Here is a 25,673-nt window from a genome sequence, read left to right on the forward strand (position 1 = left end):
TGTATGCGAATGAGTCAATTGTTTGGTCACACCCTGCGCGAAGTGCCCTCCGACGCGGAGATTGCCAGTCACCAATTACTGCTGCGCGCCGGATATATGGTGCAGTTGGGCGCGGGCATTTTCAACACCCTGCACCTGGGCAAGCGCGTTCAAACCAAGATCGAAAAGATCCTGCGCGACGAGATGGATGCCATCGGCGGGCAGGAGATCAGCATGCCGGTGGTGCAGCCGGCCGACGTGTGGAAGCAGACCGGCCGCTATTATCAGATCGGCGCGGAGATGAGCCGCTTTAAGGACCGCAAAGACAGCGACATGGTGCTGGCCATGACGCATGAAGAGGCCACCGCTTACCTCACGCGCGCGCTGGTGCAGTCATACAAGCACCTGCCGCGCCTGGTTTACCACATTCAGACCAAGTGGCGCGACGACCCGCGCCCGCGCGCCGGGCTGATCCGCGTGCGCGAATTTACGATGAAAGACAGCTACAGCCTGGACGCGGATTATGAGGGCTTAGAGCGCCAGTACCGCGCCCATTACCAGAGCTATTTCAATATCTTTCACCGCTGCGGCCTGCCGGTGGTGGCGGTGAAATCGGACACGGGTATGATGGGCGGCAAGCTGGCACATGAGTTTATGTACCTGGCGCCCATTGGCGAAGACACGCTGATCCACTGCGAAGGCTGCGGCTATATTGCCAACCGGCAGATTGCCAGCTTCCGCAAAGCGGCTGCCGCGCCCGAAGAGCCCCGCCCGTTGGAGAAGATCGCCACACCCGGCACCAAAACCATCCGCGACCTGGCCGCTTTGCTCAACATCCCCGAGGCAAAAACCGCCAAAGCGGTGTTTATGGTGGCAACCATTAGTGAAGCGGATCAAGACCGCGATGTGCTGGTGTTCGCCGTGGTGCGCGGGGATATGGACGTGAACGAGACCAAGCTGACCAACGCGGTGAAAGCCAAAGACTTGCGCCCGGCGCGCGACGAAGAAATTCGCGCCATTGGCGCCGAGCCGGGCTATGCCTCGCCGATTGGCTTGAAGGGCGCGCTGATTGTGGTTGACGACAGCGTTGCCAGCTCACCCAACCTGGTGGCGGGCGCCAACGAAGAGGGCTTCCATTTGGGGAACGTCAACTACGGGCGCGATTTCAGCGCGGACATCGTCACCGATATTGCCGTGGCCGAAGAGGGCTACGCCTGCCCGGACTGCGGCGCGCCGCTGCGCGCCTCGCGCGGAGTGGAAGTGGGCAACATCTTTAAGCTGGGCACGCGCTATTCGGACGCGCTGGGCTGTGTGTATACCGACGCGGAAGGCAAAGAACGCCCGGTGATTATGGGTTCTTACGGCATTGGCGTGGGGCGGCTGATGGCCTGCGCCGCTGAAGAGCATCACGATGAATACGGCCTGATCTGGCCAATCTCCATCGCGCCGTACCAGGTGCATCTGGTGTCGATTTTTGGCAACGACGCCGATGCCGACGCGGTCTACCAGCGCCTGACCGCCGCCGGAATTGAGGTGCTGTACGATGACCGCAACGAGCGCCCGGGGGTCAAGTTTAATGACGCCGACCTGATCGGCATCCCCCTGCGCGTGACGGTGAGCCAGCGCTCGCTGGAGGCGGGCGGGGTGGAATTCAAACGCCGCGCCGACAAAGACAAAACCATCCTCCCGTTGGAGGGCCTGGAAGAGCGCCTGCGCGCGGAGATCGCCGCCCTGCAGGCAGAGATCGACCGCGGTGTGGTGGAAGTGACTTATAGGGATTGAGATGCGGTAAAGAACAACAGGGTGCGGCGCTGCCGCACCTTTTTTGTCTGGGGGTTGAGTGTTCTGTTCAAGCCCCGCTGTTAACCAATGGTGGGTTGCGGGCAGCGACAAAATGGTTATGGCGCAGAGCAGAGTGACCGCACAAAAGAACCCAATCCGCGGCAGGGTGGGAGCAGGGCGGATTAACCCATTCAAAGGGAAACCGGCGTGGACACCCGCCCGAATCCCACCAACAAAAGCCAATGGTGGGTTGCGGGCGGTGATGAAAAGGTTTTGGCGCGAAGCAGATCGTCCGCCCTCCACGCCACCCTACGGAAGAATCCAATCCGCGGTAGGGTGGGAGCAGGGCGGCTAACCCATTCAAAGGTAAACCGGCGTAATGATCCGCCCGAATCCCACCAACAAAAGCCAATGGTGGGTTGCGGGCGGTGATGAAAAGGTTTTGGCGCGAAGCAGATCGTCCGCCCTCCACGCCACCCTACGGAAGAATCCAATCCGCGGTAGGGTGGGAGCAGGGCGGCTAACCCATTCAAAGGGAAACCGGCGTAATGATCCGCCCGAATCCCACCAACAAAAGCCAATGGTGGGTTGCGGGTGGCGACAAAAAAGGTTTGACGCAAAGTAAATTGTCCGCCCTCCACGCCACCCTACAAGAGACCCCAATCCGCGGTAGGGTGGGAGCAGGGCGGCTAACCCATTCAAAGGGAAACCGGCGTAATGATCCGCCCGAATCCCACCAACAAAAGCCAATGGTGGGTTGCAGGCGGCGATAAAATGATTTTGGCGCAAAGTAAATTGTCCGCCCTCCACACCACCCTACGGAAGAATCCAATCCGCGGTAGGGTGGGAGCAGGGCGGGTCAGCCGATTCAATGGTAAACCGGCGTGGACACCCGCCCGAATCCCACCAACAAAAGCCAATGGTGGGTTGCGGGCGGTGATGAAAAGGTTTTGGCGCAAAGCAAATTGTCCGCCCTCCACGCCACCCTACGGAAGAATCCAATCCGTGGTAGGGTGGGAGCAGGGCGGCTAACTCATTCAAAGGGAAATCGGCGTAATGATCCGCCCGAATCCCACCATAAGATAACGGTGGGTTGCGGGTGGCGACAAAATGGTTTTGGCGCAAAGCAAATTGTCCGCCCTCCACGCCACCCTACGGAAGAATCCAATCCGCGGCAGGGTGGGAGCAGGGCGGGTCAGCTCATTCAAAGGTAAATCGACGCAATGATCCGCCCGAATCCCACCAACAAAAGCCAGTGGTGGGTTGCGGGCGGCGACAAAATAGTTTTGGCGCAAAGTAAATTGTCCGCCCTCAACGCCACCCTACAAGAGACCCCAATCCGCGGTAGGGTGGGAGCAGGGCGGATTAACCCATTCAAAGGGAAACCGGCGTGGACACCCGCCCGAATCCCACCAACAAAAGCCAATGGTGGGTTGCGGGCGGTGATGAAAAGGTTTTGGCGCGAAGCAGATCGTCCGCCCTCCACGCCACTCTACCATAAATTGACGCCGCACCTTTTTTGTCACAACCTGTTAAACCCCTGTTTGCAACATCACCTCATATCAGTACAATAAAGATATGGAAATTTCAACGGCACGCTTGCGCTTGCGGGAATTTCTGGCCTCAGACGCGCCCGCGGTTTTGCGCTACCAAAATGACCCGGAATACCTGAAGTTCTACGAGTGGGAGAGCCGCACTCCGCAGGAAGTTCAGGAATTCATCAACCTGTTTTTAGACTGGCAGGCTGAGACGCCGCGCAGTAAATTCCAGCTGGCGATTACGCTGCGCCAGAGCGGCAAGCTGATCGGCAACGTGGGTATTCGCCAGATGACCGCCGAAAGCCGTGAAGCAGACCTGGGCTATGAACTCGATCCGCAGTATTGGGGCATGGGGTATGCCAGTGAGGCCGCCCACGCCATGCTCGATTTTGCCTTTACCACTCTGGGCATTCTCACCGTTACCGCCGAGGTGATCGCCGAAAATCAGCGCTCACAGCGCGTGCTGGAACGCATGGGTATGCAGCTCACCCAGCGCAGCCAGGCCGACCAGTATTTCAAAGGCCGCTGGTGGGACACGCTGCACTACGCTTTACCCTCCCGCGATTGGACGCCCGCGTCGAACGCTTGAGAAATGTAACTTTCCGGGTCCCAATTCCATCTGAAACGGTAACCGAGAGATTTCTTTAGAATTGAGACCAAATGCACGAGAAACGCTACGATAAAAAATTGGAAGATCTGCGCTCGCCGGCCCGCCTGGTGATGCTGGATGTGCAGCGCGTGGCGCAGCTGGCGCTGGAAAAATTTCACCCCGAATCGGTGCTGGATGTGGGCACCGGAACTGGCATTTTTGCTGAAGCCTTCACGCGCCTGGGTATGCAGGTTACCGGGGTGGACGCGAACCTGGAGATGGTTGAAGCGGCGCGTGAGCATGTGCCCCAGGCGCGTTTCATCCAAGCGGCTGCCGAGGCCATCCCTGAATCCAATAATTCCTTTGATCTGGTGTTTATGGGCCATGTGCTGCACGAGACCGATGACCCGGTGCGCGCGCTGAGCGAGGCGCGGCGCATTGCGCGGCGCGGGGTGGTGGTGCTGGAATGGCCCTACCGTGACGAACCGCTTGGACCGCCGCTTTCGCACCGTCTGCATGTGGAAGACGTGTGCCGGATGGCGCATGAGGCCGGCTTCCAGGGATTTGGAACGATTCATCTGGCCCACATGGTGTTTTATTACCTGGTGCAGTAGAGCAAAAGCACGCTTACAACCCGCGCTTTGCGGGTTTTTTTATTTAACTTCCCCTTCATAGTCAAAACTCAATTTCGGCGTTGATGAGCGTGTATATAATACATATACAACGTCTCTTCATTCGAGTTATCTTGTGGGAGGGAACCAAATGAGTAAAACGGTTGTGATGGTTGGATCGCTTGACACCAAGGGAGAAGAATTTGCCTTCGCGAAAAAAATCATCGAGCAGGCCGGGGTGAAAACCCTGGTGATCGATTTTGGCGTGATGGGTAAACCATTCTTTGAACCGGATGTTAAACGCGAAGATGTGGCCTCCGCGGGCGGCGGCGACCTGGCCAAGCTGGCTTCTGGCTCGCATAAAGACGATGCGATGAAAGTGATGACGAAAGGCCTGGCCGCGGTGGTGAAAAAGCTCTACGCCGAGGGCAAGTTGGACGGTATTCTGGGCATGGGCGGCAGCGGCAACACTTCCATCGCTACCACTGCCATGCGCGAGTTGCCCGTGGGCGTGCCCAAACTGATGGTCTCCACCCTGGGCGGCGGTGACGTGAGCGCCTACGCCGGCACCAAGGATATCACCTTCATGCCCTCGGTGGTGGACGTGGCCGGGATCAACAGCATCAGCCGCCGCATCTACGCCAACGCTGCCGGCGCGATTGCCGGGATGGTGCTGGCCGAAGCCGGTGAGGCTGGCGCGGTGAAGCCATTGATCACCGCCTCGATGTTTGGCAACACCACCACCTGCGTCAACGCAGCGCGCGAGATCATTGAAAAAGAAGGCTACGAGGTGCTGGTCTTCCATGCCACCGGCACAGGCGGCAAGACGATGGAAAGCCTGATCGCGGACGGCTATATCGCCGCCTCGCTGGATATCACCACCACCGAGCTGGCCGACGAGGTGTGCGGGGGCGTGCTCAGCGCCGGGCCGGAGCGCTGCATGGCAGCCGCCAAGGCTGGCATTCCCACTGTGCTGGTGCCTGGCTGCGTGGATATGGCCAACTTCTGGGGCATCGGCACCGTGCCAGAGAAGTACAAGGGCCGCAATCTGTATGAGTGGAACCCCAACGTGACCCTGCTGCGCACCAACGTGGAAGAAAATATTACGATGGGCAAAATGATCGCCCGCGCCGCCAACGCCTCGACCGCGCCGGTGGTGGTGATCCTGCCGCTCAAGGGCGTCTCCATGCTCGATAGCGAGGGCGGGCGGTTCTGGGACCCCGAAGCGGACCAGGCCTGCTTTGACACCATCAAGCAGAATCTCAAACCCGGCATTCCGGTGATTGAGGTGGACAACAATATCAACGATCCTGAATTTTCATCCAAAGTGGCGCAAACGCTGTTGGATCTGTTGAAGAAATAAGTTGGATCTTGTGTGAGATAGCGTAAAAAAGGAGAGAATGATGGCACTGACCAGACAGGAAATGTTAAAACGATTGCACGCCCAGGTGGCAGCCGGGAAACCGATTGTGGGCTGCGGCGCGGGCACGGGTATTTCGGCCAAGTTCGCCGAGCGCGGCGGCGCGGACCTGATTATCATCTACAATTCAGGCCGTTACCGCATGGCCGGGCGCGGTTCTCTGGCGGGCTTGATGCCCTACGGCGACGCTAACGGCATTGTGGTGGAAATGGCCTCCGAAGTGCTGCCGGTGGTCAAAGACACCCCCGTGCTGGCGGGTGTGTGCGGCACCGATCCCTTCCGCCTGATGCCCGTCTTTCTGAAACAATTGAAGGAGATCGGCTTCTCCGGCGTGCAGAACTTCCCCACCGTTGGCCTGATCGATGGCAACTTCCGCGCCAATCTGGAAGGCACCGGCATGGGCTATGGCAAGGAAGTGGAGATGATCCGCCTGGCGCACGAACTGGATATGTTCACCTCGCCGTATGTCTTCGATGAGGACGACGCCAAAGCGATGGCCGAAGCCGGGGCAGACCAGCTGGTGGCGCATGTGGGCCTCACCACGGCCGGCAGCATTGGCGCGGCGGTGGCCTTTACCCTGGAAGAAGCGGTGGAGAAAGTGCTGAAGATCGCCGAAGCCGGGCGCAAAGTGCGCAAAGACATTCTGGTGATCTGTCACGGCGGCCCGTTTGACGAGCCGGAAAACGTGGCCAAGGCCCTGGCGATGATGCCCAGCATTCAAGGCTTCTTTGGCGCGTCTTCGATTGAGCGCCTGCCCACCGAGCGCGGCATTCAGGGCCAGGTGGAGGCTTTCAAGAGTATCCAACTGCGCTGAGACAAAAAAGCGTGAATCGGTTTGACGGAAGGAGATTGCTATGGATGGGAAACCACGAGTGTATGAAAGCGCGGTGATAGCGGCGCCCAGAGAAAAAGTGTGGGAGCGGGTTCGCGATTTTAACGCCCTGCCCGTCTGGCACCCGGCCATCGCCAAAAGCGAGCTGGAAGGGGGCGAATGCGTGGGCTGCGTGCGCCATTTCTTTTTGCAAGACGGGGCCGAACTGCGCGAGAAACTGCTGGCGCTTTCGGACCTGGACTGCGCGTGCGTGTACGCGATTCTGGAATCCCCAATGCCGCTCAAAGATTATGTAGCCACCTTGCGGCTGTATGAGATCACGGCGACAAAACAGACCTTCGCGGAGTGGTTCGCTTATTTTGACGTAACCGACCCCAGCGCAGAGGCCGGCACCGTGGAAACGGTGCACGGCGTGTTTCGCACCGGGTTGGAAAGCCTGGTGAAATATTTTGCCTGATGGCGAAAGAGAATGAAGAAGCGGGGGTGCAATGCTGCGCCCCCGCTTTTTATGCCCAATGTCTTTTTTCGGGCGGATGGCCATTCTGGTTTCCTGTAGGGTGTCGTTGGCTGCGGATCGAGCCGGCGCTGGCGTAAACAGATTGCCGGTGATCAAATGGCGCGCAGCCAACGCACCGATTGTAAGCCATCGGTAGGGTGGGTGAAAGGCGGAAAAGCAGATTCAAAGTAAACCGGTGAATTGATCCGCCTGAAACCCACCAATGTGCTCATCAACGGTGGGTTTCGGGCGATACCAAAGGATCGGTTGAATGGGCATGGTTTAATCGCCCTGCATGTCATCGGTAGGGTGGGTGAAAGGCGGAAAAGCAGATTCAAAGGTAAACCGGTGAATTGATCCGCCTGAAACCCACCAATGAGTGTATTTGCCCCTACGGATGTAAAGAAACCGCCCTGCCGAAGGCAAAAATCAAAATTGCAAACTACTGGAAATGCGCCCCGCGCGATGCTAAAATAGTCTATACCTGTTCCCCCCAATTCATATTTTTGCACACACAGGTTTTGGATGCCATTGGGAGGCGCAGACTGGAACAAGGGGGATGCCGCTTTCATCATCGACGTTCCACTGCGCGCCTGGAAATGACCCGGTATTTGAGGCAGGTATACGCTGCGTAAATCCATTTCTCTTTTCCTGATTCTGCTGATCACCGCCCTGGGGTTAGGCGCGGCCTTCAGCCACGCCCGCGCGCAGGAAGAGAGCACCGGCCCCAAGCGCCGTGCCGAACTGACCATCGACACCACCTATTACCGCTGGTGGATGTCGCGCTGGGCAACCAACGAACTGGTCTGCGAAGTGTTTGTGGAGCACGAAGGCCTGCCCACCGGAAAGGAAATCTATTACGCCTGCGGCAAAGACCTGCACGAAGACTGGTTTGAAACCAGCGCCTGCAGCCAAACGGACGTGAGCCAATGCAGGGGCGTGTATTTACACCCGGCCGGCTCGGAAGCGCGTGAGAAGAAAGTGCTGGTCGACCTGCCCCCCGCCGAAGTGTGGATCTCGCTGGAGGGCTGCGACCCCCAGCCGCCCGAAAACCGCTGCGACACCCCGCCCCGCCTGCTGTTCGGCGCCGAAGAACCGCTGCCCAATGAGCTGATCATCCGCATCAACGGCCTGATCAACGGCGAACCCTTCTCTTGTGAAGGCGGCTCGTGCAGCATTCCCCTCCAGCCCACCGGCTTGCAGGGCAGCCAGGTGGAGTTCTGGGCTGACTCGAGCTACGGCGACTCGTCTGAGCATTACACCGGCCTGGTGCGCGTCATCCCCTGGGGCGACTTTATGGCCCCCGAAGGCAAAACCCAGGAAGATCAATCGTGGTATGTGGATGTGCTCAGCAGCCAGTGGCGCGGAAAGCCCATGGCCTCGGCGGCGGAGATCTGGCAGGTCTTCCCCACCCTGGGCGGCCCGGCGGAATGGCTGCGTTCGCCCGAAAGCCCCGAAGAGCTTGAATCAACCCTTTCTTACTATTATCTGGCCGGGATGCTGATCCGCAACGGCGCGGTGGATGCCAGCGGCTGCCCGATGGGCGGACTGGAAGGCGAACTGACCGCCAATGTGTGCGGCGTGCAGGCCGCGCTGGAACAGGTGCATGAGTGGCAGAACAGCTTCGACGCCGAAATTCTGCGCGTGGCCGAAGACACGGGCGTGCCCGCCCAACTGCTTAAGAATATCTTCAGCCGCGAGAGCCAGTTCTGGCCGGGCATTTACAAAAACTACCGCGAGGCCGGCTTGGGGCAGATGACTTCCAACGGCGCGGATACGATTCTGCTGTGGAATCCGGTGTTCTTTGAGCAGTTTTGCCCGCTGGTGCTGAGCGAAGGCGCCTGCCAGTACGGCTGGAACGAGCTGGACGCCTATAACCAGAACCTGCTGCGCGGCGCGCTGGTGCAAAAGGTCAACGCCACCTGTGTGGACTGCCCGCTGGGCATTGACATGACCCAGGCGGATTTCAGCGTGGGGGTCTTCGCGCAGACGCTGCTGGCTAACTGTGAGCAGACCGGGCAGATCATCTACAACACCACCAAACGCACTCCCGGCCAGTTGAGCAGCTACGAGGACCTGTGGCGCTTCACCCTGGTGAATTACAACGCCGGGGCGGGCTGCTTGGGCTATGCGGTTACCACCGCCTGGCGCGCCGGCGAGCCGCTGGACTGGGAGCATGTTTCCAGCCACTTGCAAGAGCCGTGCCTGGGCGCCATCCGCTATGTGGAAGAGGTTACCTCCACCGAGCCGCTGGACGTGTTCGCCGCGCCGGGCGAGCCAACGCCCACCCCCGGCCCAACCGCCACGCCTCTGCCTACCCTCACCCCCGGCCCGACGCCTGAGCCGGAAGATCCCTTCGCGCCGACGTAATCAGCGCGCCAGGTGCATCACAAAAACGAAAACGCCCGCATGGTTTTTACCTGCGGGCGTTTTTCTATTGGTTAAGCATCCCTGCGCTTAGCGGCCTCCCAGCCCCTGCGCCAGCATTTGCAGCAGCGTGCCGCTGACCAGCTTGCCGGACTGCGCGCGGTGAGCAGACTGGCCCATCTGGCTGCCGGCCATCACCGCGTCGAGCAGCGCTTCCATGGTGGATTCGCCGCGCTGGCGCGACTGCAGAAAGGCCAGCCCGCCCGCCAGCAGGTCAGCCATATCCAGGCCTTCCTGGCCTTGCTGGCCAGACTGCGTTTCACCACTCAGGCTGCCCAACAGGCTGTTGAGCAGTTCCGCGTTGGGGTCGACGGCTGGCTGCGCCTGGGCTTGCGAAGCAGCCGGGTTGCCCATCAGCAGCTCGATCAGCTCCAGGGCGTTTTCGGGTTGCAGGTCGCGGCCTTTGAACTGCTGGGCCGCGCGCGATAGTCCCTGCGCATACGCCTGGGCCGAACCGCTTTGCGCCTGCTTGCTCAGCATTTTGCTGGCGTAAGCCAGTTGGTCGGCGGCTGGCTTTTTGCCTTTCTTCTGCACCGCCTGGGTCACCAGGTTGAAAATCTCAACCATGTTGTCGCCGTGATTGTGATTATAATCATCGGCCTGGTTGAGCGCGCCCTGGTTGCTGGCCAGCGTTTGGGTTACGGCCTGAAATACCTGGGCCAGATCAATTTCGTTGGATGCCATAGGGCGCGCCTACTTTTCCGCGGGGAGTTCGGGGATTTTCAGGGTAACCCCTTCGCGCACAAAATTGGGGTTGTCGCCGATCACGTCTTTGTTGAATTCGTAAATGTGCATCCAGTTGTCGCGCACGGCGGAACCGTAGTATTTGAGGGCGATATGGCTGAGCGTTTCACCGGCTTTGACGGTATGCTCAGCGATGACTTTCACTTCGGGTTTGGCGGCTTTCATGGCGGCCAGTTGTTCGGCAAACTGCTCCTTGCGGGCTTCAATCGCTTCCTTGGCCTTGGCCTCTTCCTGCTGCTTCTTCATTTCTTCCATTTTCTTCTGGGCTTCTTCGGCCTGGCGTTTGGCCTGGTTGGCCTGAATTTCTGCCACCGCTTTTTCTTTGGCGGCCTTGGCAGCAACCTGGCGGGCTTCTTCAGCCGCTTTTTCGGCCTCGGCTTTGGCTTCTTTTTCGTCACGCGATGATAATGCGTCTACGGCTTTTTCAAAAATATTCTTTTTCTTGTCCTCGGGCATTTCGTTCCTCACTTTCCCATAGATTAATTTCAGTTAAATATGATTATAGCCATAAAGAACAACGAGGCAAAATACTGTATCGTTTTGTATAAAATTTGTATAATCTATCGCGTTTTGTGGGAAAATTTCGCGGCTGGCAACAAAAACTGCCCCCCACGCGGGGTGATCGCCGCCGGCCAACCAGCAAAGCGGGGAAAGAGGGGGTTAGAACTGCGCGCGGCGCGGCAGGCCCCAGCCGCCCAGGCGCACTTGCTCCGGTTTATCCGTCCATACGCCGGGGATGGGCGCGCCGCACTGCGGGCAGGTGCCGGCAGCGGTGATGTGGTATTCCTGCACGGTATACCCCCGGCGGGTGATCAGGCGCGCGCGGCAGTGCGGGCAGTAGGTATTCTCCAGCGGGCCAACGCGGCCGGGTAAATTTCCGGCATACACATAGCGCAGGCCGGCTTCTTCGCCAATTTCGGCGGCGCGCTGCAGGGTGGCTGCCGGGGTCGATTCCGTCTCCAGACGCTGGTAATCGGGGTGAAAGGCGGTTACATGCCAGGGAATGTCTTTAGACACCGAAACCAGAAAGCGCGACAGCTCCCACAGCTCTTCCGAGCTGTCGTTGAAGCCGGGAATGACCAGGGTTACCACCTCCACCCACAGGCCCAGGTCCAGCGCGCCGCGGATGGTGTCGAGCACGTCTTGCAGATGGCCGCCCAGCTCGCGGTAGCCGTCTTCGCGCATGCACTTCAAGTCAATTTTATAGGCGTCCAGGTGGGGTTGAAGGTAAGCCAGCACCTCTGGTGTGGCGAAGCCGTTGGATACATAGGCGGTTTTCAGCCCGGCCTGGTGGGCTTCTTTGAAGATGGCCGCCGCCCACTCGCTGGTGATGAGCGGCTCGTTATAAGAAGATACCACCGCTTGCGCGCCGCTGCGCAGGGCAAAATTGACCAACTGCCGCGGCGTAACGCGCTGCAGATGCTCGGCGCCGATGCGCGCGGAAGGCTCGCGCAGGGCCTGGGCCGAAACCCAGTTCTGGCAGAAATCGCAGTGGAAGTTGCAGCCCACCATGCCAAAGGTCAGCGCGTCTGAGCCGGGTAGCAGGTGCGCGAAAGGCTTTTTCTCAATCGGGTCCACCTGCGCGGAGAGCACATAGCCAAAGGGCACGCGCAGCTCGCCATCCTGGTTATAGCGCACCCGGCAGATGCCGCGCTGGCCGGGTTTGAGCAGGCAGCGGTGCGCGCAGGCGGTGCAGCGCACGCGCTGGTCTTCTTCGCGAGTAAAAAGCTCACCGGGGGCGGTGAGCTGGTCTATCACTTCTTGCAAGGCAGCCATCTCGCCTCCTTGCTTTGATTATAGCTGGTTAACAACGCAATGATTCTGGTTAAAGCCCGAACTCGGCGATGAGCTGCTGCACCCAGGCAGCCACACGCTGGGGTGTTTTGCCGGCTTCGTTATCATCGTCGAGCGCCAGGCCGACAAACATGTCGCCTTCCACCGCGGCCGAGGCGTCAAACGAATAGTCGTCCGTGGGCCACATACCCACCAGTTCGGCGCCCTGCTTGCGCGCCGCTTCGGCCAGCAGCGCCAGCGCGTCTTGAAACGTATCCGAAAAGCCGACCGAATCGCCCAGCCCAAAGAGCGCCACTTTTTTGCCCGCGAAACTGAGGGTTTTCAGGGTCTTCCAGGCGCTGTCCCAATCATCCTGCATTTCACCCGCGCCCCACGAGGAGCAGCCCCAGATGAGCAGGGAATAGTCGTTCATTTTGGTCAGGGGATCGCCGGCCACATTGAAGAGATCCACCAGGCCGGGCTGGTGCTTATCAAATTCTTTCTGGATGAGCTGCGCGTCTTGCTCGGTGTTGCCGGTGGTGGAGCCGTAGAAAAGTCCGATTTTTGCCATAAAACACTCCTTTTTTCAAGCCGGTAAATTAGATAATATAGATAAATATTACCTATATATCCGATTATAGCGCGAACTTCTGCGTCTGGCAAGCCTGCCCTATGGACTTTTTTTTCAGGCGGGTTACAATGAGAGTCACAGGGACACTCCCTTGTGGGCAAGGAGAGAGCCATGAGCGTTCATCCTTTGGTCGCCCACCAGCACACGCAAGAAGCCATGCGTCTGATTGAGAGGGGGGAGTGTGAGGTGGGTTTTGGTTTGCTGTTGGATTTGCTGAAAGCAGACCCTCACAATCGCTGCGCCAATCGCGCGCTGGTAACCCTGGCCACCCGTGGAGAGTTGAAATTTCTGCAACTGGGCGCGTTCGCCAGGGCCGCGCCTGGTTTTACGCGCTGCGGCAAGTTCATCCGCGCCGATTGGCCGGGCAGGAAACCCAGGGCGCAGTAGATTTTCAATGCGGGGCGGTGAGGACCCTTCAGAAAGATCGTTAACCCGGTTTTTGAACAGAACCCCCATGCCAGTACGGCATGGGGGCTTTGGCTACTCCTTCAGGGTGATCTCCAGCAGGGCGGCTTTGCCGCGCAGGGCGGCCAGGGCCGCGGGCAGGTCTTCGGCGCGGGAAACGCGCTCGACGGTCAGGCCGGCCGCTTGCAGTCGGGCGAGGGCCTGCGGGCTGGCGGCGCCGCCGGGCTGGCACAACGCCACCCACAGCAGACCGCCCGCGGCGGGCAGGGAGGCCGGGCCTGGCTCACCGACAGGCAGGGTGTGATGCACGGCGACCATCTGCCAGGTGGGGCGGGCGGCCTGCGCGCCCTGCATGGCGGCCCAGTCCAGCCGCGCCAGGGGCAGCACGCCTGCCGGTTCGTCTACCGGGTAGTGCGGGGCGGCCAGCGCAGAGAGATAGGGGCTGCCAGTCTCGTACAGCAGGGTGGTCTCGCGCCCCATTGCCTGGCGCAGCGCGCTGAGGGCGGCAGCCGGGGTGAGCGCGCCGGGCGGGTCGGCGGCCAGGGCGGCAGCTTCGGACTGCAGCTTGACCCTGGCCCAGTGCGCGCCGCGGATTTGCCACTCCGGTTTGGGCTGCACTTCTGAAAGGATGGCGGAAAGAATATCGGCCAGCACCAGCTTGGCGTCGCCGAGAATGGGCAGATCGGGCAGCCAGTCGCGGCCCAATTCAAAGGAGTCAATGTCAATCTGAATCCAGCGCGGGCCGGGGCGGTGCTCTACCTCACGCGCGCCAACCGTCAGCACCAGGTCGGCGGCCTGCAGGGCGTTTTGGGCGGCAGCCGAAGCCCAGCCCAGCGAAAGGGGATGGTCTTCGGGGAGGATGCCGCGCCCGCCGGAGGTGGTGAGCACCGGCATGCCGAGCAGCTCGGCCAGCGCGCGCGCGTCATCGCCCGCGTTTGAGCGCAGCGCGCCAACCCCGGCCAGCAGCACGGGGTTCTTTGCCTCTACCAGCAAAAAGGCCGCCGCGATGACGCGCGCCAGGTCGCCTGAGGAGCGGATGCCGCGCTGCGCGGGCTGGTAGGCAGAAATTTCGGCTTGCACACCGGCAACGGTTGGGGGGAGGTGCAGCAGCACAGGCCCCGGCTGGCCGTTGGCCGCCAGCGAAAAAGCGCGCCGCAGGCTCCAGGGGATCTGCTGCGGGGACGATACGCGGTCCGTCCATTTTGCCGCGCCGCCCGCGTCCGCGCCGGTGGGATCATCCAGGCAGACCGCCAGCAGCGGGGCGCAGCTCTCGCGCGCCTGCGCTAGAGCGGGCAGCAAATCGGGCAGCGACCCCAGGCACACCGCCGGTTCGCCGCTGGCCAGGGCGCAGCCCAGCGCCATCTGCGCCGGTTGGGCGGCTGCGACCAGGCGCAGGGCGGGTTCCTGGCCCAAAGCGGCGCGCAAACCGCCCGCCAGGGTTGGCGGCGAGAAGACAAATTGAATTTTTTCGCTTTTCAGCGCCGTGGTGAACGCTTCCCATCCGTTGGTGAAAGGCATGCTTACCTCCTGATTCGAATGGGGAGATTATATCACCTGGCAGAAAAATACCCCCGGCGAGGCCAGGGGTGGTGTGTACGGGCTGCATACTATGCAGCCCGCTACGATGCAACTGTTCCAACTAAATCAAGAAATTGATACAATGCGAGGATGGAAAAAGTAGCCCCTACGATACAGCCCCTACGATACAGCCCCTACGATGCAGCCGCTACGATGCAGCCCCTACCCCGTCCGATTTTCCTGCATCTTCCTTTTTTCGTTTTTCTTCCTTCATTCTGTAAACAATTTTCTCGATGGCATCAACAAATTCATCATCCGACATGCCCCGGTCAAAAACATGAAAGACCGGTTTTTCAGTCTGATCTTCTTTTTTGCCCTTAAATTCCGGGCTGGACTGTTCATCAGGTTTTTTCATTTCCCCATCCTTTCCTTGTATTGCTTCGCCTGTGTCCATTGTCTGTGTAGCGGGCTGCATACTATGCAGCCCCTACAAATACAGCCCCTACAAATATAGCCGCTACAATGCAGCCCCTACGATGCTATGATGCAGCCCTTACGTCTGAATACCCTCGCGCAAACTACCCGCTACTCATATACCTCGCGCACGGCCCAGGCGTGGCAGGCCAGGCTGAGGCGCCGGATGGCCTCGGCGGGTGGCAGCCAGCTCACCTGGCTGGCGGGCGGGTCGCCGCCGGCGGGCAGTTCGAGCAGGTAGAGATTGCACTGCAAATAGACCGGCTCGCCCGCGGGCTGGCTGGTGAAGTATTCGTCGGCCTGGGCGATCAGGTCGCGGATTTCGACGGTTTGGGCCAGTTGATCGCGGGTTTCGCGCAGCAGCGCCTCGCTGTGGGTTTCGCCGCCGCGCAGCGCGCCGCCGGGCAAAAAGCAGCCCTCCGGCAAATCGAGCACGGCCACCTTGCCCAGCGCGTTGGCAATTATGCCATACGCGCCCAGGCGCGGCTGGTAGGTGAGGCCGGCTTGCTGGCTGCCAAAGACCGGCATGGGAATGGGTTGCGACATGCGTCACCTCTTGGAAGAAGAAATTTCCTTATTATTGTATCTCACAATGGCCGGGCAGGCGCAAGGCGGCCTGTTTTTGCGCCCGCGAAGATGAATGCCAGATGAGCGTTGGGAAAACATCAAGCAAAATTTGGCAAGTTGCCTTAAAATGAGTACGGTATGATGAATCGATTTCGCACCCAACGGGCTCTTCTGCTGACGGCGGCGCTGTTGCTGACGGCGGTTCTGCCCGCGCGCGCGCAAGCGAACCCGCCCGCGGTGACCGCCTACCCGCCCGACCTGAGCGCCTTCCCCACCATCACCTTTGAGGTGGAAGCGCAGGACGAGCAGGGGAACTTCCTCTCCAACCTCAACCGCGCCGATATCACCGTGCTGGAAGACGGCGCTGAGATTGACCTGGATGAGCTGGAACGCTACGAGCCGGGCATGCAGTTTCTGGTGTCGATCAATGCCGCCCCCATCTTGGCTAACCGCGTGGCGGGCGTCTCGCACTTCGACTCGATCCGCCAGGCGCTGGCCGAATGGGCGCAAACCCGCCCCAACCCCGGCAGCGACCGCCTGACCCTGGCCACCAGCGAGGGCGTGCTCTCGGCGGCAGAAGAATACCCCGAAGACTGGCTGGAGGCGCTGCAGGCCTACCAGCCCAACCTGCTGGCCAGCCAGCCTTCTACCATCAGCTTCACGCAGGCTTTAGACCAGTTAATTGAGCCGGGCAGCGACCCGCGGATGAAGCGCGTAATCCTCTACATTACCCCGCTGCCCACCGGCGCTTTGCAGGGCGCCATCCCCGGCCTCACCGAGCGGGCGCGCCAGTTGAACGCGCGTGTCTTTGTGTGGATGGTGGGCCCGGCCAGCCACGCCAACTTCCCCGGCGCCGAACCGCTGCGCCAGATGGCTGAGCAAACCGGCGGACAATTCTTCCACTATACCGGCGTAGAGGCGCTGCCCGGCCTGGAAGAATACCTGCAGCCGCTGCGCTACCGCTATCTGGCCAGCTACACCTCGCGCGTGAACCAGAGCGGCGATCACGAGCTGCAAGTGCGGCTGGAACGCGGCGGAGAAATGGTTACCTCGGCCGCCCAATCGTTTAATGTGAACGTGCAGCCCCCCAATCCGATCTTCCTCTCGCCGCCTGACCAGGTGCAGCGTGGCTGGGTGGAAGCGGAGCTGGAAGGCCAGCCCGAAAATCTGGAGCCGAAAAGCTACCCCATCCGCATTCTGATCGAGTTCCCCGACGGCCACCCGCGCGCCCTGGCCTTCAGCCGCCTGTATGTAGACGGCGAGCTGGCGCAGGAGCGCACCGAAGAGCCGTTTGACCAGTTCGACTGGCCGCTGGAGAGCATTACCGAGACCGGGCGGCGCGAACTGCAGATTGAGGTGCAAGACAGCCTGGGCCTCTCGCGGCGCAGCATCACCCACAGCGTAGAGGTGGCCGTGCAGCCCGCCCCGCGCGACGTGCTGCTGGAGATGTTTACCAACGGGCGCTTTTTGCTGCAACTGGCGGCGGTGCTGCTGCCGCTGGCGGCGCTCATCCTGCTCATCCGCCGCACGCGCCGCAAGCGCGCCCAAACCCACCAGCGCCGCGGCTGGAGAGAAGATCCGCTCACCCAGCGGGTGAACATACCGCAAGAGAAACCGCGCAAACTGGCCTCATCGGCCGCGCAAACCACCGTACCGGCCGGCGCGCCAGCGGTGGGCATGGCTAACCCCAACGGCGCGGCGCAGGCCTTTTTGCTGCGCCTGTCGGAGCAGGGCAGCCCCCTGCCGGGCGAGGTGATTGAGCTTTCCAAAATTGAGACCACCTTTGGCAGCGACCCCAACCAGGCGGTTTGCGCGCTGAACGACCCCTCGGTGAGCAGCCTGCACGCGCGCATATACCAGAGCAGTGAAGGAAAATACGTGCTGGCCGACGCCGGTTCGGTGGCCGGCACCTGGGTGAACTACGCGCCCGTATCCAGCGCCGGCGTGCAGCTTCAGCACGGCGACCTGATCCACTTTGGGCGCGCGTCCTTTCGCTTTGAGCTGAAAAATCCACGCAAAGTACTCAAAGCGGTGGTTCTGCCGTACAATGAAGAGTAATATGATCCGAGTCGAAAAATCACATTACCCTGTGGCCGCCCGGTCGCACGCGGGCATGTCGGGCAAGAACAACGAAGACCGTTTTGCCGTGACGGCCTTTACGCTGGGCAAAGAGAAGTCCACGCCGGTGCTGCTGGCCGTGCTGGCCGACGGCATTGGCGGCCACCGCGCCGGTGAAGTGGCGGCCGAGATCGCCGTGAACCGCATTACCCAAACCGTGGCCGACAGCAGCGGGCAGAACCCGGTTGCCCTGCTGGAAGAAGCCATTCACCGGGCCAGCCAGGAGATTTTTGTTACCGCCGAGGGCGATTCCGAACGCAAAGGCATGGGCGCCACCTGCGCCGTGGCGTTGGTGATCGGCAGCCAGCTCTACGCCGCCTCGGTGGGCGACTCGCGCATTTACCTGCTGCGCGAGGGGCGCATTCAGCAAATCAGCAACGATCATACCTGGATTCAGGAGGCGCTGGACCTGGGCCTGCTGGACCCCGAACAGGCGGTGGGGCACCCCAACGCGCACGTCATCCGGCGCTTTTTAGGCGCGCCGCACCCGCCGGAGGTGGATTTTCGCCTGCGCCTGAGCGGGCGCGAGAATGACCGCCAGTCGCTTTCGAACCAGGGCATGCACCTGCAGCCGGGCGATCAACTGGTGCTGTGCAGCGACGGCCTGACCGACCTGGTATCGAACAGCGAAATTCTGGATATTTGCAGCCAGCATCCGCTGGAAGCCGCTGCCGACGCGCTGGTAGAGCTAGCCAACACGCGCGGCGGGCACGACAACATCACCCTGATCACGTTTCAGGCCAACGGGCAGGCCTACAGCGAAGAGCAGCCCGCGCGAAAAGGCAGCCCGGTGCTGGGGCTCACCTGCCTGGGGCTGGTTCTGCTGGCGCTGATGGTGGCCGGGGCAGTGTGGGGCTGGAACGCCCTGCGCGGCAGCCGGCAGCCCACCCCCACGCCGGGGCTGATCGCTACCCCCGAGGCGTCTGTTCAACCGGAGATCTTTGAAAGCGACGTAACCCCCCAACCGCTGCCCACCAACCCCGCCCCGCTGGATGAAACCACCCCGCCCGCGGGCGTTACCCCCGAAGCCGGGGCGACTCTCCCATCCGGGGGAGAAACCCTCCCATCCGGGGGGGCGACTCTCCCTGACGGGGGGGCAACCCTCCCTGGCGGGGGGGCGACCCTCACCCCGTGGCCAACCAACACCGCGCCGGCGCCCTGAGCGCGCGGTTCGCGGTCTCTTGCCGGTGCGGGGGAACTATGATAGAATTTGGAACGCGTAGGGTTTAAGGGCCTCGGAGGGATGGCCGAGTGGACTATGGCGCTTGTCTTGAAAACAAGTGTGGGGCAACTCACCGGGGGTTCGAATCCCTCTCCCTCCGCCTGAGGTTCTTGCCTTAACAAAAGAAAATGGGGAGGTGCCAGAGTGGCCGATTGGGCTCGCCTGCTAAGTGAGTGCTGGGGTTAACTCAGCCGCGGGTTCGAATCCCGCCCTCCCCGCAACTACAACTTTTTTGCGTCACCAGGGGCATAAACGAATCGGTTAGCTGAACGGCCACGATTACGTTGCCTCGGACAAAAGCTGCTTGGACTGCCATCCGGAGCAGCTTTTTCTTTTCGATTGGTAATGTGCGGTCCCAATTTTCCAGCGCAGGCCGGATAGAGTTAACTAATGTTATTATAGCATTGGGATTTGAATAAGACAAGGTGCTTTGGATATGCTCGTATCGGTCCGATTCTTTTTTGAACTCGTCGCGATCAAGTTCTCCTAAAAGATACAACTCTTTCGCTCGCTCATAGCGCGCTTCGGCTTCCGCAACTACTGCCTTTGATCGCTCCAAACCCTGATCTGCAGTCCAGTCTTTCAAAGTGTCTAGTAGAACATCTGCAATTTGACGTTCAACTACCTCTGCCCTAAGGGTGTCCTGTTGGCAATTCGTGGACCGCTCGATCCGCGATGCATCCCGATAGTACCGCCTTCCAGAACTAGACACACCTCTCATCGCTTTGCCGCAGTAACCGCAGCGCAAAATGCCGGTCAGTGGGTAGATTTGCGCTGTCGGCTTTTCAGCCCGCCAGTTGCTGCCCAACATCAGCCGCATCTCCTTCACTTTTTGGAAATCCTCCTCGCTGATTAAGGGAGGATGTTTCCCTTCGTACAAAGTCACTTCATCCAATTCGCTGCGCTTTGTTTTTCGTGCACCAATCTCGCTGGAGGCTTTGTACGGAAGTTTCCCAGTATAAAAGACCCGATTGAGCATATCGCGAACCAAATCCTTTTTGAACGGTCCGGCAACCGATACGCCAGGATGACCCTTTTGGCGCACCTGGATGGTAAAGCCATCTGGAAAGGTCAATTGGTAGGAATTTAGTTTTTCCGCGATGCTTGCATCCGATTGATTTCCACTTAAGTACCAACTGAATACCAGCTTGACGACCTCACTATCTACTGGATGCAATACCAAACACTTGCCATCTGATTTGTTCGGCTTTCCAAAGTCTGGGCAGTAGCCTTTTCCATTGGAATCTTCACAAGCAGAACACAATCCTTTGCAATATCCATAAGGTGGGAGGCCGTTCCATAATCCCTCTCTGGCTCTTTGTTGTTTTCCTTTAATAGTCTCTTGGCGGAGATTATCCAAATAGATTTCGGCGAGGATACCTAATACTGTGAGCATCAGCTTCCCCCAGGGCGAGGTAAAGTCCAATCGCTCTTGGACAGATGCAAAGGAAATATCCATTGACCGGAGTTGATCTAAAGCCGTGAGCAGGCCTGCCAGGTGGCGATAGAACCGGTCAATTTTATCAACCACAATTACATCGAACTTCCTGGCTTCCGCGTCACCCATCAAACGTTCCAAATCAGGCCGATGGCTATCTTTTTTAGCCGAGATTCCAGCGTCAGTATAGATCTCGATTAAATCCCAACCTTGTGAAGTGGCATAATCGCGAATGTTCTTCTCTTGCGCATCAAGGCTGTGCCCATCGATCTGCTCTCGCATGGATACGCGGCGATACCCCACTGCTCTCAACCTCGGTTTTTCCATGACTCCTCCTAATGCTATAATAATATTGGGATAGATTTATTTCTTAGACGAAACGAACCGTCAACCTAACAATATTTATACGCCGCGAATGCCCAGGTGAAAAATCATGGAAAAACCGATCGCACAAGCACAGCGAGAAGCAAAAAACAAGACCATTGATCTCGGCCCTTTTATTGCCAGACTCACCGAGTTAATGGAAAAGCATAATGAGAGTTATCGGGAAGCGGGGATGAGCGCCGGTCTGGATCATCAAGCGATCCGGCGAATCTTATCTGGTCAGCGCCCGGCGATGGTGAACTGTATATTATTAGCCGATCATTATGGCGTGAATCCGAATGAATTTTTAGAGTTGGCTGGTTGGCCAACTCTGAAAGTGTTTGATGTTCGCGGCTTAGAAACAGATCGTCTTCCCCCTGAGGCTGTTGATGTTGCCCTGGTATTGAGTCGTGTTCCAGACCCAGGAGTTCGAAAGCAGTTAGCCACCGCAGTGATTACGCTGCTGCAAAAGTATTTTGAGTAATAGAGATCATCCGGCAATGCCTAATAATATGTCAAAAGGAGCATTTACCAGCATTTGCCGCACAACTCCCCGTTGATCGAAGTAAATCGCTTCAACCATAACTTTCAGTAAGGTCCTTTGTTCCCTAGAAGTCATCTTTCTCCATGTCGTCGAGAAGTCTTTAAGGAAGGGTAAAATCTCGCGCACCTCCGCCTTTGCGGAAGGCTGCATTTTTTGCAGCTCGCTGGTGATGGTTGTTGCCCGATCCTTGAATTGGGCTTGTGTCAAAAAGCCGCTGGTATACATTTCCTGTAATCTCTTCAGTTCCTGGCGCAGGTTGTAGTTCTCGCGCTCAAACTCCTCTATACCATGGTTACTCAGAAAATAGGCCATGATCATCTCATACCAGGCTGGCGGTATGACCAGGTTGGCAATTGAATCATGGATCTGTGCTTCGAGTTTATCTGCCCGCAATGTGGAGGAATGGCTCTCAATTAGCTTGTTCCAGGTATTGGGTTGGCTGCTTGCAACCCCTGCTTCGTTGGCGATTTCCAATGGCGCACTTTGCATCCCACCTTTCTTTCCTTTATCGTGAATTGTTGCGCAGCGGTAATACTGTGTTCCGGTATTTCCTGTAGATCCGCGTAGACTAGCCTGCGCGCCGGCCTGCTCCATGCAGACCCAACACCTACCCACACCAGTCAACAGGTAATCACGCTTTGGACGATTCCTTGTCACTGGAGAAATCCCTTTGGATTGGCGCAGCTGCATATTTTGCTCCCATAGTTCATAAGGATAAATTGCTTGATGCAGACCCTTTTGCAAAATCTGCGGTTGTCGTTTGTTTTGTAACGGCTGCTGGGTTCCTTTTCGCTTCGGATTTTCCACATCGTCATCCATATCCAAAGGCCGGGTAGGATAATGAGCAACCAATCCCACATAAAACGGGCTGCGGATAATATCGCGTACATTATCCCGGCTGAATGGCCCAGGCAGCGTCTGGCCAGGTAAACCCTTCGTTCGAAATGCCACCTCTGAGTTATCTGGCAAACGGAACGTGTGGCTATTGAGATCGCTGGCGATTTCCAGATCGCTTTTGCCTCTGCTGTACAACTGCGCAGCGAGGCTGACGGCATGCATCTCAATGGGATGGGGAACGGGTATTCGTCCGCGCTGACTTTCAACCCGGTCAACACTGCCATATAGCGGGCAATAATCCTTTCCGTTCGGATCTTTGCAGGTAGAACACAAACCTTTGCAGTAGCCAAACCGGAAGGAAGCATTGGACAGGCCATTCATTACACGCTCCAATTTAGCCTCGCGTGTCCGGGCGCTTGATTGCCAGATATACATTTCGGCCAAAGCGCCCAGAACATAAAGAACCAAACGGCCCCACCAATTGTCAGTGTCAATCTGCTCAGTGACGGATACCAGGCGCACTTTATATGTTTTGATCATCCGGATGAACTTCAATAATGATTCGAGATTGCGGTAAAGGCGATCCAGGCGATGAACGACTACCACCGTGACTCTACCAGCCCGGATATCTCCAATCATCTTCTGCAAAGATGTGCGCCGGCTGTTCCTGCCTGTCTTGGCCGGATCGGCATAAATTGCATAGATATCCCAACCCTTTGATCGCGCATATTCTTCAGCTTTGTCCGGTTGAATGTCCATCGAATATCCGTGGTGCCGTGGATCGATTCGGGAAACACGCGTGTAGATGGCTGCCTTTTCCTCGCTTTCTGGCCTGCTAACATCGCGTACAAACCCCTGGATTTTTTTATTCAAGTCGTCAATGCTATTTGGAAAAATATCCATTACTCACCTCGTAAAAAGATGCCGGTGACACCAGCATCCTGGTAACATTTCACTTGTTCTGAGTGTCCGTTGTTTTCGCCTGTTCGCTAATTCCGAGATCTTCTGGAAGGCATAATTCCGCATCGCTCACTATGCGCCCGGTAATCCTGCGCAACACCAGCGCCAGTTCATAGCAGAATTGACGGATTTTTTCCTGGGTGGCTGGGTCTTCAACTGAGAAGTTTTTCGGTTCTCCCATGTTTACAGATCCTCCCACTCCGTGGCAATATTGCTAAGCGCAGCCTGCACACGCTGGCTTGCCTGCTCCATGCCACCCAGTTCTGCAACAGGTATGGTACGCAGGATTTGCTTGAGCGAGCGGAGTGACGTGGACAGCTTGGCGCAGCAATGCAATGTCTTTTCAACATTCTCTTTGACCTGATCCTGGAGGGTTATTCGCCGAGGAGAAACTGCCTGGCAACTCTGTCCGGATTGCTTTAGCGCCAGCGCCAGCAGTTCCGCGCAGCTAAATGCGCCCATGCTGATTCCTCGCAGCGTTTCAATCGTTTCTTCCGCGCCAGGAAATTCAATATCACTTTCAAACAATTGAAGCGTGTCCGCAAACTTGCGGATTTCTTCTCGCAGATTGCCCAGCTCGTGATACATACCTTTTGAATGAGATTGGTGATTCTTGTGCATAACCGTTGCTCCTGATAAAAGTATTCAGAACGTATGTTCTTGACAAGAATTTAGCATTTGTAACCATCAAAAACTACCTGTCTAAATGGACATATTTAGCCTAAAGAATATGTCTATTTAGACAGGTTGACAAAATGACAGAATTTTTAACTCAAACTTTATGTCGGGTATCTTGCGTTCCAATAAATGATCGCCTATAATTAGTACATAAGTTCTATATTTTAGCACCTCTCTTAGCAGAAGGTACCTCCCTTGCGCATCCAAGCCTTTTATCGTCTGACAACGTCCTGGGCAATCGAATACAGAAATTTCCCCGATTTTGCGAAATTAGGTTGGTCCCCTTCTGCGGAAAGCACGCCGAGGGGTTTTTCGATTTTCTGCTGTCCATCCTGCCAGGAGGTCCTTCGTTGATGACCCGCGTTTTCTTCTTCGATGAGAATGGGACGTTCTTCCTGAAAGAGGATCCAAGCTCATCTCAGGAGTTGAAAGGAAAGATTGTTAACAGGACCTGGTCATCAGACGTGCAGTTGCCCTGGGCGGATAAGCCCATAGTGGTGCATAAAATTGGAAATATAATACTTATCACACCACCAGGTTTCTCGGATGAAGGACCGGAAGTGCCGGTTCCCAGTTTAACGGCTCGAGAAAATGAGGTTCTAGAATCGCTTGCTGATGGATTAGGGTATAAGGAAATAAGCCAGCGACTTTCCATTAGCCCTTTAACCGTAAGAAGTTATGTAGCCGCTTTGAAGAAGAAGCTAAATGCCGATACATCAATCAATACGGTGGCTAGAGCAGTCGCGTTAGGGCTTTACAGACCAAAGTTCGATCAGAATAGGTAGCTTTATCGAGCGATTTGATCACCGAAAATTGATAATGGGGAGCAAAAAGGTTTCGGTCAACTTTCGTTGTCAGAAACCTTTAATTCGTTTATGATTAACCTGTCTCCTCCTGACAACAAATTGTTGTCTCCTGGCAACGACGTTCGACTATCCTACCCTTAGAGTGTCGAGTATTATGCCCCGCTTCTCGGATTGGCTCACTGAAAAATATACCTCCTGGGAAAATACGCAGGGTTCAACGCAGACTTATGCAAAGTATGCGACCTACCTGTGCGTAGATGCGAAGGTTTTGGTTAATATTATGTTAGGCAAGGCGCTTCCTAATACCGGCGATCTTATGGCTATTGCTGCAAAAGAAGGCTTGGAAGTGTATGATGTTCTTGAAAAGGATCGGCCGGAAGAAGGGGTGATCGAAGTTTTCTCATCGCTTGGTACGATGCCCACAGATTTCCGGATGCGCATGGCCCACGCCATTTATGAAGCGGAAGAAACCGTAAAGGGCCGGAACATTTCCACAGAATCGGACGAGGCCAAGCAGGTTTTTATTGAGGCATTTGAACGATGGGGGTTTCATTATCAGGGCAACTTCGAAAAGAAGAATTGAATAAGGTAGATCAACTCACAGTAATTGTCTGCGGTTTTTTGTTTGCTATTTCTAAGGCGAAAAACGGCTGTTGTGATCATCATTGATCAGGTATGGCGCTATAATAGTTTTATCTCCCTGTCAGGTTGTGGCTGTGGAAAGAAAACCGCCGGAATTCTTGACGATTGAAGAAGTATCCGAATACTTACGTGTACCGCTCTCTTCTCTTTATAAGCTGGCACAGCAAGGGAAGATACCGGCGTCAAAAGTGGGCCGGCATTGGCGTTTTCGGCGAGAGTTTATCGACCGTTGGGTTAATGATCAAATACAGACCAAAGTAACACAAAGCCGTTGAATAA

At 57.6% G+C, this 25,673-nt stretch carries 26 protein-coding genes and 2 tRNA genes; 16 read left to right on the forward strand and 12 right to left on the reverse strand.

All coding sequences use genetic code 11. The features are described 5' to 3' along the window. The first annotated feature begins 9 nt into the window (after positions 1-9). The 6 genes from ADN00_RS12850 (at position 10) to ADN00_RS12875 (ending at position 7,208) form a co-directional block, all read left to right on the forward strand. A complete protein-coding gene (locus tag ADN00_RS12850) occupies positions 10-1,761 on the forward strand; it encodes a proline--tRNA ligase (protein ID WP_075063397.1) in 1,752 nt (583 codons plus the stop codon). A gap of 1,578 nt (positions 1,762-3,339) precedes the next feature. Next, entirely contained in the window at positions 3,340-3,888 is a 549-nt protein-coding gene (locus ADN00_RS12855; RefSeq protein ID WP_075063398.1) for a GNAT family N-acetyltransferase, read from the forward strand. A gap of 71 nt (positions 3,889-3,959) precedes the next feature. Continuing rightward, positions 3,960-4,502, forward strand: coding sequence for a class I SAM-dependent methyltransferase (locus ADN00_RS12860; RefSeq protein WP_075063399.1), 543 nt, complete (start codon positions 3,960-3,962; stop codon positions 4,500-4,502). A 148-nt stretch (positions 4,503-4,650) separates the two neighbouring features. Continuing rightward, positions 4,651-5,862, forward strand: a complete 1,212-nt coding sequence (locus ADN00_RS12865; RefSeq protein ID WP_075063400.1) for a Tm-1-like ATP-binding domain-containing protein — start codon at positions 4,651-4,653, stop codon at positions 5,860-5,862. Between the two features lie 40 nt (positions 5,863-5,902). Then, positions 5,903-6,733 (forward strand): phosphoenolpyruvate hydrolase family protein, encoded by an 831-nt coding sequence (locus ADN00_RS12870; protein ID WP_075063401.1) that lies wholly within the window; start codon positions 5,903-5,905, stop codon positions 6,731-6,733. A gap of 40 nt (positions 6,734-6,773) precedes the next feature. Continuing rightward, complete coding sequence (locus ADN00_RS12875) at positions 6,774-7,208, forward strand: SRPBCC family protein (protein ID WP_075063402.1); 435 nt, start codon at positions 6,774-6,776, stop codon at positions 7,206-7,208. A 152-nt stretch (positions 7,209-7,360) separates the two neighbouring features. Here the strand turns inward: ADN00_RS12875 and ADN00_RS12880 are convergent, their stop codons facing one another. Then, entirely contained in the window at positions 7,361-7,888 is a 528-nt protein-coding gene (locus tag ADN00_RS12880; protein WP_075063403.1) for a hypothetical protein, read from the reverse strand. 136 nt (positions 7,889-8,024) lie between these two features. Between ADN00_RS12880 and ADN00_RS12885 the strand changes: the two genes are divergently transcribed. Beyond that, the gene (locus ADN00_RS12885) at positions 8,025-9,617 is read left to right on the forward strand and encodes a hypothetical protein (protein WP_075063404.1); all 1,593 of its coding nucleotides are present in this window, start codon (positions 8,025-8,027) and stop codon (positions 9,615-9,617) included. An 87-nt stretch (positions 9,618-9,704) separates the two neighbouring features. Here the strand turns inward: ADN00_RS12885 and ADN00_RS12890 are convergent, their stop codons facing one another. From ADN00_RS12890 to ADN00_RS12905, 4 genes are all read right to left on the reverse strand, one after another. Next, positions 9,705-10,358 carry a hypothetical protein gene (locus ADN00_RS12890; protein WP_075063405.1) on the reverse strand — a complete coding sequence of 218 codons (654 nt, stop codon included), beginning with the start codon at positions 10,356-10,358 and terminating at the stop codon, positions 9,705-9,707. Positions 10,359-10,367: 9 nt separating this feature from the next. Continuing rightward, positions 10,368-10,874 carry a LysM peptidoglycan-binding domain-containing protein gene (locus ADN00_RS12895; RefSeq protein WP_075063406.1) on the reverse strand — a complete coding sequence of 169 codons (507 nt, stop codon included), beginning with the start codon at positions 10,872-10,874 and terminating at the stop codon, positions 10,368-10,370. 204 nt (positions 10,875-11,078) lie between these two features. Continuing rightward, a complete protein-coding gene (gene amrS / locus ADN00_RS12900) occupies positions 11,079-12,194 on the reverse strand; it encodes an AmmeMemoRadiSam system radical SAM enzyme (protein WP_075063407.1) in 1,116 nt (371 codons plus the stop codon). Positions 12,195-12,243: 49 nt separating this feature from the next. Then, entirely contained in the window at positions 12,244-12,762 is a 519-nt protein-coding gene (locus tag ADN00_RS12905) for a flavodoxin (RefSeq protein ID WP_075063408.1), read from the reverse strand. Between the two features lie 171 nt (positions 12,763-12,933). On the opposite strand from ADN00_RS12905, the gene ADN00_RS12910 reads away from it, so the two are divergent. Beyond that, the gene (locus ADN00_RS12910; protein ID WP_075063409.1) at positions 12,934-13,209 is read left to right on the forward strand and encodes a hypothetical protein; all 276 of its coding nucleotides are present in this window, start codon (positions 12,934-12,936) and stop codon (positions 13,207-13,209) included. A 93-nt stretch (positions 13,210-13,302) separates the two neighbouring features. Here the strand turns inward: ADN00_RS12910 and ADN00_RS12915 are convergent, their stop codons facing one another. The 3 genes from ADN00_RS12915 to ADN00_RS12925 all read right to left on the reverse strand — a co-directional run bounded on the left by ADN00_RS12915 (position 13,303) and on the right by ADN00_RS12925 (position 15,765). After that, a complete protein-coding gene (locus tag ADN00_RS12915) occupies positions 13,303-14,745 on the reverse strand; it encodes a thiamine pyrophosphate-binding protein (RefSeq protein WP_075063410.1) in 1,443 nt (480 codons plus the stop codon). A gap of 208 nt (positions 14,746-14,953) precedes the next feature. Next, positions 14,954-15,160 carry a hypothetical protein gene (locus ADN00_RS12920; RefSeq protein ID WP_075063411.1) on the reverse strand — a complete coding sequence of 69 codons (207 nt, stop codon included), beginning with the start codon at positions 15,158-15,160 and terminating at the stop codon, positions 14,954-14,956. 170 nt (positions 15,161-15,330) lie between these two features. Further along, positions 15,331-15,765, reverse strand: coding sequence for an NUDIX domain-containing protein (locus ADN00_RS12925; protein WP_075063412.1), 435 nt, complete (start codon positions 15,763-15,765; stop codon positions 15,331-15,333). A 159-nt stretch (positions 15,766-15,924) separates the two neighbouring features. Between ADN00_RS12925 and ADN00_RS12930 the strand changes: the two genes are divergently transcribed. From ADN00_RS12930 to ADN00_RS12945, 4 genes are all read left to right on the forward strand, one after another. Continuing rightward, the gene (locus tag ADN00_RS12930) at positions 15,925-17,844 is read left to right on the forward strand and encodes an FHA domain-containing protein (protein ID WP_075063413.1); all 1,920 of its coding nucleotides are present in this window, start codon (positions 15,925-15,927) and stop codon (positions 17,842-17,844) included. Between the two features lies 1 nt (position 17,845). After that, positions 17,846-19,066 (forward strand): PP2C family protein-serine/threonine phosphatase, encoded by a 1,221-nt coding sequence (locus ADN00_RS12935; RefSeq protein WP_075063414.1) that lies wholly within the window; start codon positions 17,846-17,848, stop codon positions 19,064-19,066. Between the two features lie 75 nt (positions 19,067-19,141). Beyond that, positions 19,142-19,226: transfer RNA gene (locus ADN00_RS12940), tRNA-Ser, on the forward strand. A gap of 30 nt (positions 19,227-19,256) precedes the next feature. Beyond that, positions 19,257-19,344 (forward strand) — tRNA-Ser (locus tag ADN00_RS12945). Here ADN00_RS12945 and ADN00_RS12950 read toward each other — a convergent pair. Then, positions 19,314-20,891, reverse strand: coding sequence for a recombinase family protein (locus tag ADN00_RS12950; RefSeq protein WP_075063415.1), 1,578 nt, complete (start codon positions 20,889-20,891; stop codon positions 19,314-19,316). The two genes, ADN00_RS12945 and ADN00_RS12950, sit on opposite strands and share 31 nt — an antisense overlap. A 106-nt stretch (positions 20,892-20,997) precedes the next feature. On the opposite strand from ADN00_RS12950, the gene ADN00_RS12955 reads away from it, so the two are divergent. Next, positions 20,998-21,411 (forward strand): helix-turn-helix domain-containing protein, encoded by a 414-nt coding sequence (locus ADN00_RS12955; RefSeq protein WP_075063416.1) that lies wholly within the window; start codon positions 20,998-21,000, stop codon positions 21,409-21,411. 6 nt (positions 21,412-21,417) lie between these two features. On the opposite strand, the gene ADN00_RS12960 is transcribed toward ADN00_RS12955, so the two are convergent. Genes ADN00_RS12960 through ADN00_RS12970 form a run of 3 tightly spaced genes read right to left on the reverse strand, consistent with a single transcriptional unit; the run spans position 21,418 to position 23,856 of the window. Beyond that, positions 21,418-23,211, reverse strand: a complete 1,794-nt coding sequence (locus tag ADN00_RS12960; RefSeq protein WP_075063417.1) for a recombinase family protein — start codon at positions 23,209-23,211, stop codon at positions 21,418-21,420. 49 nt (positions 23,212-23,260) lie between these two features. Further along, positions 23,261-23,449, reverse strand: coding sequence for a hypothetical protein (locus ADN00_RS12965; protein WP_075063418.1), 189 nt, complete (start codon positions 23,447-23,449; stop codon positions 23,261-23,263). A 2-nt stretch (positions 23,450-23,451) separates the two neighbouring features. Next, on the reverse strand, positions 23,452-23,856 hold the full coding sequence (locus ADN00_RS12970) for a hypothetical protein (protein ID WP_152966348.1): 405 nt from the start codon (positions 23,854-23,856) through the stop codon (positions 23,452-23,454). Between the two features lie 443 nt (positions 23,857-24,299). Here ADN00_RS12970 and ADN00_RS12975 point away from each other — a divergent pair, with 443 nt between their 5' ends. The 3 genes from ADN00_RS12975 (at position 24,300) to ADN00_RS20580 (ending at position 25,669) form a co-directional block, all read left to right on the forward strand. Continuing rightward, entirely contained in the window at positions 24,300-24,731 is a 432-nt protein-coding gene (locus tag ADN00_RS12975) for a response regulator transcription factor (protein ID WP_075063420.1), read from the forward strand. A gap of 175 nt (positions 24,732-24,906) precedes the next feature. Next, positions 24,907-25,335, forward strand: a complete 429-nt coding sequence (locus tag ADN00_RS12980) for a hypothetical protein (RefSeq protein ID WP_075063421.1) — start codon at positions 24,907-24,909, stop codon at positions 25,333-25,335. A gap of 133 nt (positions 25,336-25,468) precedes the next feature. Then, positions 25,469-25,669: a helix-turn-helix domain-containing protein gene (locus ADN00_RS20580; protein ID WP_075063446.1), complete on the forward strand. Its 201-nt coding sequence runs from the start codon at positions 25,469-25,471 to the stop codon at positions 25,667-25,669. Positions 25,670-25,673 lie beyond the last annotated feature (4 nt).

It is taken from the genome of Ornatilinea apprima (genome assembly GCF_001306115.1).
GTDB classification, from domain to species: Bacteria; Chloroflexota; Anaerolineae; order Anaerolineales; family Anaerolineaceae; genus Ornatilinea; species Ornatilinea apprima.